The sequence below is a fragment of the Tsukamurella sp. USMM236 genome, from assembly GCF_037148755.1.
Classification (GTDB): domain Bacteria; phylum Actinomycetota; class Actinomycetes; order Mycobacteriales; family Mycobacteriaceae; genus Tsukamurella.
Window position 1 is genome coordinate 395,450 of sequence record NZ_JBBCSS010000002.1, and the last position, 15,928, is coordinate 411,377.

Sequence of the window (15,928 nt, forward strand, 5' to 3'; positions counted from 1 at the left end):
TCACTCCCGGCCGAGCAGCAGGTCCCCGTCGAAGCAGGTGTGCGTGCCGGTGTGGCACGCGGGCCCGGTCTGCCGGACGGTGAGCAGGACGGTGTCGCCGTCGCAGTCGAGACGCACGTCGACCACCTCCTGCACATGCCCGGAGGTCTCGCCCTTCACCCACAGCTGCTGCCGCGACCGCGAGTAGTACGTGCCCTTGCGGGTGGCGAGCGTGCTCGCGAGGGCCTCGTCGTTCATCCAGGCCATCATGAGGACGTCGCCGGTGCCCTCCTCCTGGGCGATCGCGGCGACGAGGCCGTCGGCGTTGCGCTTGAGCCGGGCGGCGATGCCCTCGTCGAGTCCCGTCACCGTCGCACCACCAGTCCGTGTCCCGCCATCTCGTCCTTGACCTGCCCGATCGTCATGTCCCCGAAGTGGAAGACGCTCGCGGCGAGCACGGCGTCGGCGCCCGCCTCCACGGCCGGCGCGAAGTGCTCGACGACGCCCGCGCCGCCCGAGGCGATGACCGGGATGTGCACCGCCGCGCGGGCCGCGGCGATCATCCGGAGATCGAAGCCGGCCTTGGTGCCGTCGGCGTCCATGGAGTTGAGGAGGATCTCCCCCACGCCGAGTTCCTCACCGCGCCGGGCCCATTCGATGGCGTCGATGCCGGTGCCCTTGCGGCCGCCGTGCGTGGTGACCTCCCAGCCCGACGGTGTCGGCTCGTCGCCGTCCGGGACGGTGCGGGCGTCGACGGAGAGCACGATGCACTGGCTGCCGAACCGGTTCGAGAGCTCGCGGAGCAGCTCGGGGCGGACGATCGCGGCGGTGTTCACGGAGACCTTGTCGGCGCCGGCCCGGAGCAGGGTGTCGACGTCCTCGACGGAGCGGACGCCGCCGCCGACGGTGAGCGGGATGAAGACCTGCTCGGCGGTGCGGCGCACCACCTCCAGCATGGTGCCGCGGCCGGAGCTCGACGCGGTCACGTCGAGGAAGGTCAGCTCGTCGGCGCCCTGCGCGTCGTACGCGGCGGCCAGCTCGACGGGATCGCCCGCGTCGCGCAGGTTCTGGAAGTTGACGCCCTTGACGACGCGCCCGTCGTCGACGTCCAGGCACGGGATCACGCGCACGGCCACCGTCATCGGATCGGCCTCCTTCGAATCTCTCTAGTAGCTCAGGGTTCCGGAGTGCCCGGGTTCGCCGCGGTAGTCCGACGGTGCGCCGACTGACCGCACGATGGCAAGCAGCTCGTCGTAGACGCCGGGAGCGCCCGCGAGCACGGAGTCGGAGCCGACGTGCCAGTCCTCGCCGGCCAGGTCGGTCACCCGGCCGCCGGCCGCGATGACCAGCGCCGCGCCGGCGGCGTTGTCCCACGCGTGGTGGCCGAAGACGACGGCGCCGCCCAGCGCGCCCGAGGCGGTGTAGGCGAGGTCGACGCCCGTCGACCCGAACTGCCGCACGCGGGCGACGCGGCGCGAGACCTCGCCGAGGATCGCGTAGCGGTAGTCGCCGGGGAAGTGCCCGTTGCTGCCGCGGCTGAAGCTGCCGACGGCGATCATGGCGTCGTCCAGGCCGGCGCGGCCGAGCGGCGGCAGCGCCTCGCCGCGGTTGCGGACGGGGCCCGCGACGTGGCCGGCGAAGGCGTCGCCGACGAGCGGGAACCACGCGAGGCCGGCGACCGGCTTCCCGTCGTGCAGCAGGCCGAGCAGAGTGCCGGTGGCCGGGTACCCGGCGGAGTAGTTGAAGGTGCCGTCGATGGGGTCGAGCACCCAGACGGTGCCCTCGTCGACCGCGGGTCCGCCGTACTCCTCGCCGTGCACCGGGATGCCGGTGGCCTCGGCGACGGCCGCGGTGATGCGCCGCTCGAGCTCGAGGTCGAGGTCGGTGGCGAAGTCGGCCGGGCCCTTCGCGACCGACGCGGGCGCGCCGACGCCCTCGATGAAACGGGGCGCGACGGCGTCGAGCGCCTCGCCCGCCAGGGCGAGGAGCCGGTCGGGATCGGCCGTGAAACCGGCGGGAAGGGCGGCCACTAGCGCGACACCGCGGCGAGCGCCTCGGGGAGGGTGAACCGCCCGGCGTAGAGAGCCTTGCCGATGATCGCGGAATCCACACCCTGCTCGACGAGGGTGGCGATCGCGGTCAGGTCCTCGAGCGCGGAGATGCCGCCGGAGGCGACGACGGGCGCGTCGGTCGCCGCGGCGACGGCGGCGAGCAGGTCGAGATTCGGGCCGGTGAGGGTGCCGTCCTTGGACACGTCGGTGACCACGTAGCGGCTGCAGCCGTCGTTGTTCAGCCGCTCGAGGACCTCCCACAGGTCGCCGCCGTCGGTGACCCAGCCGCGGCCGCGCAGCCGCCACTGGCCGTCGAGCTGCTTGACGTCGAGGCCGACGGCGATCTTGTCGCCGTAGCGGGCGATGGCGCTGGCGCACCACTCCGGGTTCTCGATGGCCGCCGTGCCGAGGTTCACGCGGGCGCAGCCGGTCGCGAGGGCGGCCGCGAGGGAGTCGTCGTCGCGGATGCCGCCCGACAGCTCGACCTTCACGTCCAGCTCGCCGATCACGCCGGCGAGGAGCTCGCGGTTGCTGCCCTTGCCGAAGGCGGCGTCGAGGTCGACGAGATGCACCCACTCCGCCCCGTCGTTCTGCCAGGCGAGGGCGGCGTCGCGGGGCGACCCGTAGGCCGTCTCGCTGCCGGCCTCCCCCTGCACCAGGCGCACGGCCCGGCCCTCGGCGACATCGACTGCGGGAAGAAGTACCAGACTCACGCGACCAGCCTAGTGCGTCGTGTCATCCGACTTTCCGGGCTCCCGGTCCTGCTGGTCCTCGACGGCGCGCCCGACGATGCGGTTCGAGACGATCCCCATCGCGGCGACCGCCCCCACGAGGCCGACGGCGACGATGAGCAGGCTCACCCACGGGCTCGGACGCAGCACGTTGAGCAGGATGACCACGACGGCCAGCACAGCGACCGCCGCGCCGAGCGAGAACAGCGCGAGCCGCCCGAGCGAGAGGCCCCGTCGGCCGCTCACAGCGTGTCCACCCAGTTCTTCAGCAGCACCGCGCCCGCGTCGCCGCTCTTCTCCGGATGGAACTGCGTGGCCCACAGCGGCCCGTTCTCCACGGCCGCGACGAACCGGCCGCCGTGGTCGGCCCAGGTGACCTTCGGGGCGCGGATGTGGTCGGCGATGTCCAGCTCCCACGTCTGGGCGGCGTAGGAGTGCACGAAGTAGTAGCGGGTGTCGGCGTCGGTGCCGGCGAAGAGCTTCGAGCCCTCGGCCGCCTCGACGGTGTTCCACCCCATGTGCGGCACGACCTCCGCCTGCAGCCGTTCGACGGTGCCGGGCCACTCCCCGCAACCGTCGGTCTCGACGCCGAACTCGATCCCCTTCTCGAAGAGGATCTGCATGCCCACGCAGATGCCCATCACCGGCCGGCCGCCCGCGAGCCGCTCGCCGATGATCCGGTCGCCCTGCACCGCTTTGAGGCCCGCCATGCACGCCTCGTAGGCGCCGACGCCCGGCACGAGGAGGCCGTCGGCGGCGAGGGCGGTCTTCGCGTCCGCGGTCACGGTGACCTCGGCCCCGGCGCGCTCCATCGCGCGATGCGCCGACCGGATGTTGCCGGAGCCGTAGTCGAGGATCGCCACCTTCTTCATGCTCCCCAGCCTAATCGGCCGCGCAGAGGCGGTGCATCGGAGTATTACGCTGGACGCATGGGGGTCTTCGACAGGGCGGACGAGGGCAGCGAGGAGGCGCGGGCGTATCGCGCCGAACTCGCGGCCGAGAACGACCGCCTTGCAGTGAAGGCGCTACCGGTTCTGCTGATCATGATGGGCATCGTCGCCACCTGGGGTGCGATCACCCTGGGCGCGGACGTCGCGCGGGGGCCCGGCGGAGCGGTGCACTGCGAGGGGCGCCCGATGGGGCCGACCGACACCTGCTGGATGGTCGTCTCGAAGGGGATCTCGACGTTCGACCTGTACGTGCCCGCCGGCGGGCCTCCCGTCTCAGGCGTCGATGCCCACCGTGCCGCGCTACAGCGCGGGATCTCGACCGCGCCGTCCTCGTACGACTACGCACGCACCCGGAACGTTCGCAAGTCGGAGTACAACAACGACGTCGCCGGCGCCGTCCTCTGCTCCCTCACCGGGGCCGGGACCTTCCTCGCCGCCTACTACGTCCGCCGGGGCACCCGAGCCGAGCGAGAGGATGCGGTGTCGGTAGCGGGGTCGGGAGCGACGACGTGACGGTCCGCCCGGAGCCGTCGGCGGATGCGGTGCGGCACTGCATCGTCCACGAGGTTGAATCACTGTCGGAGGCGACCGCGTCCACGCTACTGTCGCTCGGCAGCCCGCTCCTCACCGACGACCCCGACGACCCGACGCGGGTACGGGCGCTGTTCACGTGGCGCTCCGCTCCCGGGGATCGATCCGGGGGCGCGTACCTCTGGGTGAACCGTCTCACCGACAAGCGGCACGTCGCCCTCGGAATGATGCGGCGCCGGGCCGCGAGCGATCTGTGGTTCGCCGAGCTCGCGGTGCCGCGCGACGTGCTGGCCACCTACCGCGTGCTCCCGTTGCGCGCCGCGGGCCACGCAGGGCCCGAGGAGATCCCACCCCCGCGCGAGCTGCTCCGCCGCGCACGCATCGACCCGCACAACGCTGCGGCGCTGGCCGGCTCGCCGTTCGGATCGCTCCTGGCCGGGCCGGACGCTCCCCGGCTCGACGCCTGGACCGCGCCGGCGGCTGCGACGTCCACGGCGCTGGACCGCACCATCGATCTGTGCCCGGAGCCTCTCCGGTACCGGCTGTCCGCACCGTCCGGCCCGGGGGCGATGGACCTGCTCATCGCCTTCGACGCCGACACGTGGTTCGACCGGTTCCGCCTGCCCGACGTCCTGGCCGCCTCGGGCCGACGGTGTGCCGTGCTCGGCATCGACTCCCCCGCCGACCCCGCGGCGCGGCTCCGGTTCCTCGGCGCCCACGACGAGCTGTTCGCGGCGATCACGGACGAGGTCCTTCCCGCTGCGCTACAACGGCTGGACTCCCCGGGCAGGGTGACGATCGCCGGGCAGAGTCTCGGCGGCCTGGCCGCACTCGCGTTCGCGGCGCGGCACCCCAGGCTCGTCGACGAGGTACTCGCGTACTCCCCCTCCGTCTGGTGGCGCCCCGGCCTCACGGGCCGGCCCGCGGACGTCGCGGCGCGACAGGACTGGATCCACGACCTGATCGCCGCCTGCCCGTCCCGGGCGTTCTCGATCCGGTTGGCGTCCGGGGCCTTCGAGGAGGAACTCACCCCCGCAGTCGCCGACCTCGCGACCACCGCCGGCCGCGCGGGCCACGACGTGGAGCACACCGTCTACTCCGGCGGACACGACGAGGCCCAGTGGGCGGCACTTCTGCTCGAACACCTGGCGGGCGCACCGTAGTACTACGGGATCAGGATGAACTTCCCGATCGGGTGCGCGGCCTTCAGCTCGGTGTGCGCCCGCGCGGCGTCGGCGAGCGGGAACGTCTTGGCGACCGCGTTCACCAGCTTGCCCTCGCCTGCGAGGTCCAGCAGCGGGCCGCGGGCCTCATCGCGAATGCGGGCACTGTCCGGGTCGGGCCCGCCGATCGCGAGGAAGCCGTCCTGCACTGCGCGGCCGAATCCCGCGATGGTCACGATCCGCTTCCGGTCGGCGACGAGGTCGAGGGAGACGTCCGCCGCCTCGTCGGTGCCGACGGTGTCGATGGCCGCGCTCACGCCGTCCGGCGCCAGCGCGCGCACTCGGTCCGCGAGCCCGTCGCCGTATTCGACGGGGGTCGCGCCGAGCCCGCGCAGGTACTCGTGGTTGGCGGCCCGCGCGGTGCCGATCACGGTGGCGCCGCGGAGCCGCGCGAGTTGCACCGCCAGCAGTCCGACGCCGCCGGCCGCTCCATGGATCAGCACGGTGTCGCCCGCGGCGACACCGATGCGCTCGACGGCGTCCCACGCCGTCGCGCCCGTGAGCAGCAGCCCGGCGGCGTCCTCCCAGCCCAGATCCGCGGGCTTCGGCAGCACCGCCTGGGCCGACTGGATCGCCGAGGAGGCGTAGACGCCGTCACCCCGGTAGACGACGACCTCGTCGCCGACGGCGATCGGGCCCCTCGGTCCGACGGCGTCGGGACCGACCGCGGTCACCACCCCGGCACCCTCGCTCCCGACGTTCTGCGGCAGCGTCGACGGATCGTCGCCGAACGCTCCGCTGTAGAGCTTGTAGTCGATCGGGTTGACGCCGATCGCCCGGAACTCGACGACGACCTCGCCCGGCCCCGGAGCGGGCAGCTCCCGCTCGATCACCTCGAGGACCTCCGGCCCTCCGAACGCCTGTGCCACCACTACTTTCGCCATGAGTGTTCCAACCGCCGCCGGTCGCCGACAATTCCGTCTCGAATCACCCCGACCGAAATCCGGTACCGCACGGCTCAGCCGCGCACTACCGTGCGTCGACAGTGATCACTCGACGACCAACAGAACGGATGGAGTGCGCCATGGCTGTGACGCAGCAGCTGGCACGGGTAACACGCGAACACCTCGCGGCGTGCTCGCGCTCTGTCGACCTGCTCGATCGGCTGTGCTCGTTCGACGGCCCCGACGAGGACTACCTCGACCTGAACTGGGCGCCCCGCTACATCGCCCGAGCACTCACCCTGTCCGGCTCGCCGGCGGCGGAGTTCGCCCTGCTCGACCTCGCGTGGGCGGGTGCGTACGAAGTCAATCCGTCCTATCGGGAGCCGTTCCTCCCCGTCATGGAGGCGCCGCGGGCTATCGGCCCCGACGATGTTCCCGCTGTCGCGAGGCGCCTCGCGTCAATCGACATCAATCACACCGCGCGCGCGATCTCGACTGACCCCGCGCAAGCCGAGCGGGAACTCGGGTTCGAGGCACCGACCGATCCGCGCGGATACATCGCCGATCATTTCCACGCGCTCCGCGACTTCTACGTAGAGGCTGCGGGACGGCGACTCGCGGTGGTCGTCTGGTCGGACTGATCGTCAGATCTCGCGAGCGCCGATCAGGGCGTCGGAGATGATGCCGGTGGCGCGCTGCAGGGCGGGGATCGCACGGTCGACGAAGTCGGCGCTGAGCCGCGAGACCGGGCCCGAGATGCCGACGGCCATGGGGGTCGGGGCGCCGGGCACCGCCATGGCGTAGCAGCGCACTCCCACCTCCTGCTCCTCGTCGTCGATCGAGTAACCGCGCGCGCGGATCTTCTCCACCTCGGCGAAGACGCCGGACAAGGTGCTCACACTGTTCGCGGTCGGCGCGGGGATCCCGGCCTGGCCGACGAGTTTGACGATGCGCGCGTCGTCGAGCTCGGCGAGCACCGCCTTGCCGACTCCACTGTTGTGCAGATTGACCCGGCGACCGGCCTCGTTGTTGGTGCGCATGCTGTGTTGCGAGGGCACCTGCCCGGTGTAGATCACCATGTCGCCGTCGAGGACCGCGAGGCTCGCGGTCTCCTCGAGCTCGTCGACCAGCGCCTGGAGCACGGGCACGGCCACGGCACCGAGCTGCCGGTTCGCGACCTCACCGAGCCGGATCAGCCGGGGCCCGAGTGCATAGCGCCGATTGGGCAGCTGCCGGACGTAGCCGATACCCACGAGCGTGCGGAGTAGGCGGTGGATCGTGGGTGGAGGGAGCGGCGTGCCCGCGGACAGTTCGCTCAGCGAGCACTCGCCGCCGGCGCGCCCCATGAGCTCGAGCAGCTCGAAAGCGCGCTCCACCGACTGCACACCGGAGGTGGACTTCCCCGCCATGATCGCCTCCCCGAACGTCTGATCGTTTGCTGTTCCAATCCCGACGGTACGCTCACAATTCCATCCTGCGTTCCGTATTGCGGTATTGATTTCGATCCACGGCCGACGAGGCAGGTGAACCACGCCTGCCGACCGAAAGTCATCCGCCACGATACGGAACAGCTCTCGCAGCCTCGGCTCGCGTAGATGCCCCCTCGATCCACCGGTCTCGTCCGGCAAGTGTTGTCGCCCGGCGGAAGTCGCCGAGAATCGCGCAGAACTTCTGCTTGACAGCCCCCAGGCCGCATGCTTCACTCAACGTGATCGGAATCACATTTCCGATGGGCGGAACGCAAATCTGCGGAGCCCCACGCGATCGCCACCACGCGTCGCCTTCGATCAGCCCCACTTCGCCGCCGCTCCCCGGAGCGCCTGAACGCGACGGGCCCCGCCCGGCGTTTCGGACCGAGAGGACCACCATGACCAGCCAGCAAGAACAGAACGGGGCCGACGAACGCGTCGAGAGCCCGGCGAGTTCGCAGTTCCTGGACCGCTTCTTCGAGATCACCCGCCGCGGCTCGACGATCCCCCGGGAGATCCGGGGCGGCCTCGTCACCTTCGTGGCGATGGCCTACATCGTCGTACTGAACCCCCTGATCCTGAGCAGCTCGTCCGATGCGCTCGAGGGCAAGCTCGGATTCGTCCAGGTCACCGCCGTGACGGGCCTGACAGCGGGTGTCATCACAATCCTCTTCGGCCTGGTCGCGCGCCTCCCCTTCGCACTCGCCGCCGGCCTCGGCATGAACTCCTTCCTCGCGGTCGCGGTCGTCAAGGACGTCACGTGGCCGGAGGCGATGGGCCTGGTGATCATCAACGGCGTGATCATCGTCGTACTCGGCGCCACAGGCATCCGGACGGCGATCTTCCGGGCGGTCCCGGCCGAGCTCAAGACCGCGATCACGGTGGGCATCGGCCTGTTCATCGCCTTCATCGGGTTCGTGAACTCGGGTTTCGTCACGCGCACCCCGGCCGGCCCGCCGGTCCAGCTCGGCCACGACGGCTCGATCGAAACGCTTCCCACCGCGATCTTCATCTTCGCCCTGCTGCTGATCGCCGTGCTCATCGCCCGCCGCGTCCCCGGAGCCATCCTCATCGGTATGGTCGTCGCGACCCTCGCCGCGATCGTCGTGCAGCACTTCGCCAAGCTCGGCACCGTCGGCGACCCGACGCACCCCGACCCGAAGGGCTGGAACCTCAGCGCTCCTGAGCTGCCCAGCCAGATCGTCGCGCTGCCCGACTTCAGCCTCGTCGGACAGTTCGACCTGTTCGGGGCGTTCGAGCGGGTCGGTGCGCTGGCGGCCACGATGCTGGTGTTCACGCTGGTCTTCACCAACTTCTTCGACGCCATGGGCTCGATGACCGGCCTCGCCCGCCAGGCCGGCGTCGGCCAGCCCGACGGGACCTTCCCCCGCATCCGGTCCGCCTTCGTCATCGAGGGCATGGGCGCGGTCGCCGGCGGCGCGACGTCCGGCTCGTCGAACACCGTCTTCGTCGACTCGGCGTCCGGCATCGCGGAGGGCGCGCGCACCGGCCTGGCCGCCTGCGTGACCGGCGTGCTGTTCCTGGGATCGATGTTCTTCGCGCCGCTCATCGGCGTGATCCCGATGGAGGTCGGCGCGGCGGCCCTGGTGGTGGTCGGATCGATGATGGTGGCACAGATCCGGGAGATCGATTTCACCCATTTCTCGGTGGCCCTGCCCGCCTTCCTCACCATCGTCACCATGCCGCTGACCTACTCGATCGCCAACGGCATCGGTGTCGGCTTCATCACGTGGGCCCTCCTGAGCCTCCTCAGCGGTCGCGGACAGAAGGCGCACTGGCTACTGTGGGCGGTCTCGATCGGATTCATCCTCTACTTCGTCCGAGGACCGATCACCGCGTTGATCGGCGGCTGACCTGCAACGACGCAGGGCCGAGCCGGAACGGCTCCCGCATCACACTCCGTGATGCGGAAAGAAGATTCCGAAAAGCTCTTCCCGATGTGACCCCCGTCACCTATCATGAAATGCACTGGATCGTGTTCGCATGGAAAACCAGCGGTCCAGCTCAGCCTCGCAAACCATGCCTGTCGGAACCGCATGCCGCGGTTCAGTAGGGATGCAGCGGTGACCGAAACGCTGACCGGATGTCATGTGACCGTGAACGGTCGATCCCGACCCTTCACCGGCCCGGCACACACGAGTGCCCTCGATTGGCTTCGCGACCAGGGCCTTACCGGCGCGAAGGAGGGCTGCGCCGAGGGTGAGTGCGGCGCCTGCTCGATCCTCGTGGCCCGCCCCGGCGACGCCGACTCCCCGGCCGACCGCACACGCTGGACCGCGATCAACGCCTGCCTCACCCCCGCAGCCGCCCTCGCCGACCAGGAGGTGATCACCTCCGAAGGACTCGGCGCGCCGGACGACCTGCACCCGGTCCAGACCGCCATGGCGCTCCGCGGCGGATCGCAATGCGGCTACTGCACGCCCGGCTTCATCTGCAGCATGGCGGCCGAGTACTACCGGCCCGACCGGGCCGCGGCCGACGCACCGGAAACCGGAAGCGACGCCTGCCCCGCCCACGACGAGGAGCACGGCCCCAACGGCTTCGACCTGCACTCTCTCTCCGGCAACCTGTGCCGCTGCACGGGTTACCGGCCGATCCGGGACGCCGCCTACGGCCTGCCCGCGGAACCCGCGGCCGACGATCCACTCGCCGCCCGACGTGCTGCAGCAGCCCCCGCCGCCGCCCCGACCGTGGTCGACGGTCCGCAGGGACGGTTCGTCCGGCCCGCCGGACTCGGCGAAGTCCTCGACCTGCTCGCCGGCGAGGACTCCCCCGTCCTCGTCGCCGGATCCACCGACTTCGGCGTCGACGTCAACCTCAAGGGACGGCGCGAGCCCCTCGTGGTCGCCATCGACCGCCTGCCCGAGCTCCGCGAGTTGCGCTGGGAGGAGGACGAACTCGAGATCGGCGCGGCGCTGACGCTGTCCGAGATCGAACGCCGCCTCGGTGGGCGCGTCCCCCTGTTGGCCCAGGTCTTCCCGCAGTTCGCGTCCCGGCTGATCCGCAACGCCGCGACGCTGGGCGGCAACCTCGGGACCGGCTCGCCGATCGGCGACACCCCGCCCGCGCTCCTCGCACTCGAGGCCCGCCTCGTCCTGGCCTCGCGCGACGGCGAGCGCACGGTCCCGCTCGCGGACTACTTCACCGGCTACCGCGCGACGGTGCGCCGCCCCGACGAGCTCATCAAGGCGGTCCGGATCCCTCTGCCGCTGAGCCCGCTCACCGCGTTCCACAAGATCGCCAAGCGCCGCTTCGACGACATCTCCAGCGTCGCGGTCGCCTTCGCGCTGACCGTGGACGCCGGCACGGTCACCCGCGCCGCCATCGGGCTCGGCGGCGTGGCGGCGACCCCGCTCCGTGCGACCGCGACCGAGCAGGCACTCGTCGGGCGCCCCTGGTCCGAGGACACCGTGCGCGCCGCCGCCGAGGTGCTGCGCGCGGAGGGCACCCCGATGGACGACCACCGGGCCTCCGGGCGCTACCGGGTGGCCATGCTGGGCCGCTCGCTCGAGAAGCTCCACGCCGAGACCACGGCCCGAGAGGAGCTGTCATGAGCCACCTGTCCGAGCGCCCCGCGAACCCCGTCGTCGGGCTCGACGTCCCGCACGAGAGCGCGGCCCTGCACGTGAGCGGTGCCGCCCTCTACACGGACGATCTCGTCGGCCGCACGCCCGGCGCACTGCATGCGCACCCCGTCCAGGCCGAGTGCGCCCACGCCCGGATCCTCTCGATCGACACCGCTCCCGCGCTGCGGGTACCGGGCGTCGTCCGCGTCCTGACCGCCGCCGACGTCCCCGGCGTGAACGACGCCGGCGTCAAGCACGACGAGCCGCTGTTCCCCGAGGACGAGGTGATGTTCTTCGGGCACGCGGTGTGCTGGGTGCTCGGCGAGACGCTGGAGGCGGCCCGACTGGGCGCCGCGGCGGTGAAGCTCGAGCTCGAGCCGCTCCCCTCTCTCATCTCGCTGGGCGACGCCATCAGGGCGGAGAGCTTCCACGGTGCCCGTCCCACGGTCCGACGCGGCGACCTCGACGCCGGCTTCGCCGACGCGGTGCACGTGTACACCGGCGAGTTCGAGTTCGCGGGCCAGGAGCACTTCTACCTGGAGACCCACGCCTCCCTGGCCCAGGTCGACGAGAGCGGCCAGATCTTCGTCCAGTCCAGCACCCAGCACCCGTCGGAGACGCAGGACATCGTGGCGCACGTGCTGGGCCTGCCCAGCAATGCCGTGACGGTGCAGTGCCTGCGGATGGGCGGCGCGTTCGGCGGCAAGGAGATGCAGCCGCACGGCTTCGCCGCCATCGCCGCACTCGGCGCCACACTCACGGGTCGGCCGGTGCGCTTGCGGCTGGACCGCACGCAGGACATGACCATGTCGGGCAAGCGGCACGGCTTCCACGCCACCTGGCGGGTCGGCTTCGACGCGGCCGGCCTCATCACCGCCCTCGAATCCACCCTCACGGCGGACGGCGGCTGGAGCCTCGACCTCTCCGAGCCGGTGCTCGCTCGCGCGCTGTGCCACATCGACAACGCCTACTGGATCCCCAACATCGCGGTGCACGGACGGATCGCGAAGTGCCACAAGACCTCGCAGACCGCGTTCCGCGGCTTCGGCGGGCCGCAGGGCATGCTCGTCATCGAGGACATCCTCGGCACCTGCGCCCCGCGCCTCGGCCTGTCCGCGCGGGAACTCCGGCGCCGCAACTTCTACGGCGACGACCAGACGACGCCGTACGGCCAGCCCGTCCGCCACGCCGACCGCGTCCGGACCGCGTGGGAGCAGGTCATCACCACCGGCGAGGTCGAGGCCCGCGAGGCGGAGATCGCCGCGTTCAACGCGACGCACCCGAACGTCAAGCGCGCCCTCGCCCTGACTCCGGTCAAGTTCGGGATCTCCTTCAACCTCACCGCCTTCAACCAGGCCGGCGCCCTCGTGCTGGTCTACAAGGACGGCTCCATCCTGATCAATCACGGCGGCACCGAGATGGGGCAGGGGCTGCACACCAAAATGCTGCAGGTCGCCGCGACCACGCTCGGCGTCCCCCTGTCGCGCGTCCGCCTGGCTCCGACGCGGACGGACAAGGTGCCCAACACCTCCGCCACCGCCGCGAGCTCCGGCGCCGACCTCAACGGCGGCGCGGTGAAGAACGCGTGCGAGCAGATCCGCGACCGCCTCGCCGGCGTCGCCGCGTCACTCATCGGCACGAATCCCTCCGACGTGCGGTTCAGCGAGGGGACCATCAGCGGGCTCGGCGCCTCCGCGCAGAAGCTCAGCTGGGAGGAGGTCGTGCACGCCGCCTACTTCCAGCGGGTGCAGCTCTCCGCCTCCGGCTACTACCGGACGGAGGGACTGCACTGGGACGCCAAGGCGATGCAGGGCGTGCCCTTCAAGTACTTCGCCTACGGGGTGGCGGCGAGCGAGGTCGAGGTCGACGGGTTCACCGGCGCGTACCGCCTGCGCCGCGTGGACATCGTCCACGACGTGGGCGACTCCCTCTCGCCGATGATCGACATCGGCCAGATCGAGGGCGGGTTCGTGCAGGGCGCCGGCTGGCTCACGCTGGAGGATCTGCGCTGGGACGAGAGCGACCGCCCCACCCGCGGCCGCCTGCTCACACAGTCGGCGAGCACGTACAAGCTGCCGAGCTTCTCCGAGATGCCACCCGACTTCCGGGTCTCGCTGCTGGACAAGGCGCACGAGGACGGTGCCGTCTACGGCTCGAAGGCCGTCGGCGAGCCCCCGCTCATGCTCGCCTTCTCCGTCCGCGAGGCGCTGCGCCAGGCGGCGGCCGCGTTCGGCCCGCCCGGGACCGCCGTGGAGCTGGCCTCCCCTGCGACGCCGGAGGCGGTGTACTGGGCGGTCGAGGCCGCGCGTTCCGCCGGTCCCGAGCGGAACGGTCACCGTCGGACCCCCGTCCCGGCGGCCGGAACCGCCTCCGCGGCGCCGGCCCCCGCGCCTCTCGGCTGAGCCCGCCATGACCTGGCTGGGCGACGCCGCCCGCCTGCGTCGGCAACGCGTCTCCGCGGTCCTGATCACTCAGATCGGGGTCCGCGGGCACGCTCCGCGCGAGGCGGGCGCCAAGATGATCGCCACCGCCGACGGCGAATTCGGCACGATCGGGGGCGGCAATCTCGAACTGACGGCGATCGACCGGGCCCGGGAGATGCTCCGGGACGCGGTCGCGACGCCCGAGACGCTCACGTTGCGCCTCAACGACAAGGCCCGCAATCAACACGGGCGCCAATGCTGTGGAGGCGAGGTGGTTCTCCTGTTCGAGCCGCTCCCGGTGGTACCGGCGGTCGCGATCTTCGGGGTGGGCCACGTCGGCCTCGAACTCGCGCGGATCCTGTCCCGCCACGACGTCGAGCTGTACCTGACGGATTCGCGCCCCGAGCAGATCGAGGCCGCCGGCGCCCTGGAGCCCGGTGAGGCCACCGTGCACCTGCGGCACTCGATGCTGCCCGAGGAGGTCCTCGAGGATCTGCCCGCGGGCTGCCACGTGCTGATCATGACCCACGATCACGCCGAGGACTTCAGCCTGTGCGACCAGGTCCTGCGGACGCCGGGCCTGGGCAGCGTCGGCCTCATCGGCTCCGCCGCGAAGTGGACCCGCTTCCGCGCCATGCTCGCCGACACCGGACACGACGCCGCGACCATCGACACCATCCAATCCCCCATCGGGCTGAGCGCCCTGGGCGGCAAACATCCGGCGACCATCGCCGTGAGCGTCGCCGCCGACCTGCTCGTCCGGTTCCCCTCAGCCGTTCAAGGAGACCCCGCATGATCATCTACCGCGCCCAGGTGCTCGACACGCCCGAAAGTCCCTTCGCCGGAGGCACTCTCCGCTCCGCCGACGATGCCGGCCTCGCGGTCCAGGACGGGAAGATCGTCGATCGGGGCGACTTCCGGACCATCGCCGACAACTACCCCGAGGCGGAGGTCGTCGACGTCCGCGACGGCGTCCTCCTCCCCGGCTTCGTGGACACCCACGTCCACTACCCGCAGGTCCGCGCCATCGGCGGCCTCGGGATGCCGCTCCTGGACTGGCTCGACCAGTGCGCGCTCCCCGAGGAGTGCAAGCTCGAGGATCCGGAGTACGCCCGCACCATCGCCGGCGAATTCCTTGCGGGCCTCACCGCCGCGGGAACCACCACTGCGCTGGTCTTCGGCTCGCACTTCGCCGATGCGGTGGACGCCCTCTTCGCCGAGGCCGATCGGGTCGGGGTGCGCGTCACCGCGGGACTCGTCACCAGCGACCACAACCTGCCCGAGCCGCTGCTCAGCACGCCGGAACGGACGTACGACGAGGGCCGCAAGCTCGCGGAGCGCTGGCACGGGCACCGTCGACTGCGATACGCGGTCACGCCCCGGTTCTCGTACTCCACCACGCCCGCTATGCTCGCCAGCGGGGCCGCGCTCATGCAGGACGTCCCGGGCCTGTGGTTCACCTCCCACATCAACGAGAACCCCGCCGAGATCGCCGCCGTGATCGAGCAGTTCCCCGGATCGCCGAACTACCTCGACACCTACCACCGCCACGGGCTCATCCACGAGCGCTCGGTGTTGGCGCACAACGCGCATCCGACCGATCCCGAGCTCGCGCTGCTGGCGAGCGCGGGCGCCGCGGTGGCGCACTGCCCGACGTCCAACTCGGCTCTCGCCAGCGGATCGTTCCCACTACGGCGCCACCTCGAACACGGCGTCCAGGTGGCCCTCGGCTCGGACGTGGGCGCGGGCAGCGGCTTCTCCCTGTTCAAGGAGGGACTGCAGGCGTACTTCATGCAGCAGCTCCTGATGTCCGACGGGGTGCCGCTCACCGCCGCCCACCTGCTGTACCTCGCCACCCGGGCGGGCGCGAGCGCGCTCGGCCTGGACGACGTCGGCGACCTCTCGACAGGGAGCCAGTTCGACGCCATCCTGGTGCGCCCCCACAACGGCCAACCGCTCGACGTGTGCCTGCGGCACGCGGCCTCGGCGGAGAACGCCCTCGCGAAGATCTTCTCCCTGGCCACCCCCGCGGACGTCGCGCGCGTGTGGATCGGCGGGGACGAGGTCGCGGCCTAGGGCGAAGCGGTCGGACGACGTCGC

General features: G+C 71.4%; 16 protein-coding genes. 8 read left to right on the forward strand and 8 right to left on the reverse strand.

Annotation, left to right across the window (positions count from 1 at the left end; all coding sequences use genetic code 11):
• Genes hisI through hisH form a run of 6 tightly spaced genes read right to left on the reverse strand, consistent with a single transcriptional unit; the run spans position 1 to position 3,633 of the window.
• On the reverse strand, positions 1 to 348 hold the full coding sequence (gene hisI, locus WFK95_RS07775; protein WP_336670363.1) for a phosphoribosyl-AMP cyclohydrolase: 348 nt from the start codon (positions 346 to 348) through the stop codon (positions 1 to 3).
• Positions 345 to 1,121, reverse strand: coding sequence for an imidazole glycerol phosphate synthase subunit HisF (gene hisF / locus WFK95_RS07780; protein WP_224645089.1), 777 nt, complete (start codon positions 1,119 to 1,121; stop codon positions 345 to 347). Before hisF ends, hisI begins: the two co-directional genes overlap by 4 nt.
• Before the next feature lie 24 nt (positions 1,122 to 1,145).
• A complete protein-coding gene (locus tag WFK95_RS07785) occupies positions 1,146 to 2,009 on the reverse strand; it encodes an inositol monophosphatase family protein (protein WP_336670364.1) in 864 nt (287 codons plus the stop codon).
• Complete coding sequence (gene priA / locus WFK95_RS07790) at positions 2,009 to 2,743, reverse strand: bifunctional 1-(5-phosphoribosyl)-5-((5-phosphoribosylamino)methylideneamino)imidazole-4-carboxamide isomerase/phosphoribosylanthranilate isomerase PriA (protein WP_224645087.1); 735 nt, start codon at positions 2,741 to 2,743, stop codon at positions 2,009 to 2,011. Before priA ends, WFK95_RS07785 begins: the two co-directional genes overlap by 1 nt.
• A 9-nt stretch (positions 2,744 to 2,752) precedes the next feature.
• A complete protein-coding gene (locus tag WFK95_RS07795) occupies positions 2,753 to 3,007 on the reverse strand; it encodes a hypothetical protein (RefSeq protein WP_224645086.1) in 255 nt (84 codons plus the stop codon).
• Complete coding sequence (hisH, locus tag WFK95_RS07800; protein ID WP_336670365.1) at positions 3,004 to 3,633, reverse strand: imidazole glycerol phosphate synthase subunit HisH; 630 nt, start codon at positions 3,631 to 3,633, stop codon at positions 3,004 to 3,006. The genes WFK95_RS07795 and hisH overlap by 4 nt, the downstream gene beginning before the upstream one ends.
• Before the next feature lie 57 nt (positions 3,634 to 3,690).
• Between hisH and WFK95_RS07805 the strand changes: the two genes are divergently transcribed.
• Positions 3,691 to 4,224 (forward strand): hypothetical protein, encoded by a 534-nt coding sequence (locus WFK95_RS07805; protein ID WP_336670366.1) that lies wholly within the window; start codon positions 3,691 to 3,693, stop codon positions 4,222 to 4,224.
• Positions 4,221 to 5,405, forward strand: a complete 1,185-nt coding sequence (locus WFK95_RS07810; RefSeq protein WP_336670367.1) for an alpha/beta hydrolase-fold protein — start codon at positions 4,221 to 4,223, stop codon at positions 5,403 to 5,405. The genes WFK95_RS07805 and WFK95_RS07810 overlap by 4 nt, the downstream gene beginning before the upstream one ends.
• A 2-nt stretch (positions 5,406 to 5,407) precedes the next feature.
• Here the strand turns inward: WFK95_RS07810 and WFK95_RS07815 are convergent, their stop codons facing one another.
• A complete protein-coding gene (locus WFK95_RS07815) occupies positions 5,408 to 6,349 on the reverse strand; it encodes an NADP-dependent oxidoreductase (protein WP_336670368.1) in 942 nt (313 codons plus the stop codon).
• Positions 6,350 to 6,489: 140 nt separating this feature from the next.
• Between WFK95_RS07815 and WFK95_RS07820 the strand changes: the two genes are divergently transcribed.
• Positions 6,490 to 6,990: a DUF1877 family protein gene (locus WFK95_RS07820; protein ID WP_336670369.1), complete on the forward strand. Its 501-nt coding sequence runs from the start codon at positions 6,490 to 6,492 to the stop codon at positions 6,988 to 6,990.
• Between the two features lie 3 nt (positions 6,991 to 6,993).
• On the opposite strand, the gene WFK95_RS07825 is transcribed toward WFK95_RS07820, so the two are convergent.
• The gene (locus tag WFK95_RS07825; RefSeq protein ID WP_224645080.1) at positions 6,994 to 7,758 is read right to left on the reverse strand and encodes an IclR family transcriptional regulator; all 765 of its coding nucleotides are present in this window, start codon (positions 7,756 to 7,758) and stop codon (positions 6,994 to 6,996) included.
• A gap of 458 nt (positions 7,759 to 8,216) precedes the next feature.
• Here WFK95_RS07825 and WFK95_RS07830 point away from each other — a divergent pair, with 458 nt between their 5' ends.
• From WFK95_RS07830 to guaD, 5 genes are all read left to right on the forward strand, one after another.
• A complete protein-coding gene (locus WFK95_RS07830; protein WP_224645079.1) occupies positions 8,217 to 9,692 on the forward strand; it encodes an NCS2 family permease in 1,476 nt (491 codons plus the stop codon).
• 243 nt (positions 9,693 to 9,935) lie between these two features.
• A complete protein-coding gene (locus WFK95_RS07835; protein ID WP_308011412.1) occupies positions 9,936 to 11,393 on the forward strand; it encodes a xanthine dehydrogenase small subunit in 1,458 nt (485 codons plus the stop codon).
• Positions 11,390 to 13,807, forward strand: a complete 2,418-nt coding sequence (gene xdhB / locus WFK95_RS07840) for a xanthine dehydrogenase molybdopterin binding subunit (RefSeq protein ID WP_224645077.1) — start codon at positions 11,390 to 11,392, stop codon at positions 13,805 to 13,807. The genes WFK95_RS07835 and xdhB overlap by 4 nt, the downstream gene beginning before the upstream one ends.
• 7 nt (positions 13,808 to 13,814) lie before the next feature.
• Positions 13,815 to 14,624: a xanthine dehydrogenase accessory protein XdhC gene (gene xdhC, locus WFK95_RS07845; protein ID WP_224645076.1), complete on the forward strand. Its 810-nt coding sequence runs from the start codon at positions 13,815 to 13,817 to the stop codon at positions 14,622 to 14,624.
• Complete coding sequence (guaD, locus tag WFK95_RS07850; protein WP_224645075.1) at positions 14,621 to 15,904, forward strand: guanine deaminase; 1,284 nt, start codon at positions 14,621 to 14,623, stop codon at positions 15,902 to 15,904. Before xdhC ends, guaD begins: the two co-directional genes overlap by 4 nt.
• Positions 15,905 to 15,928 lie beyond the last annotated feature (24 nt).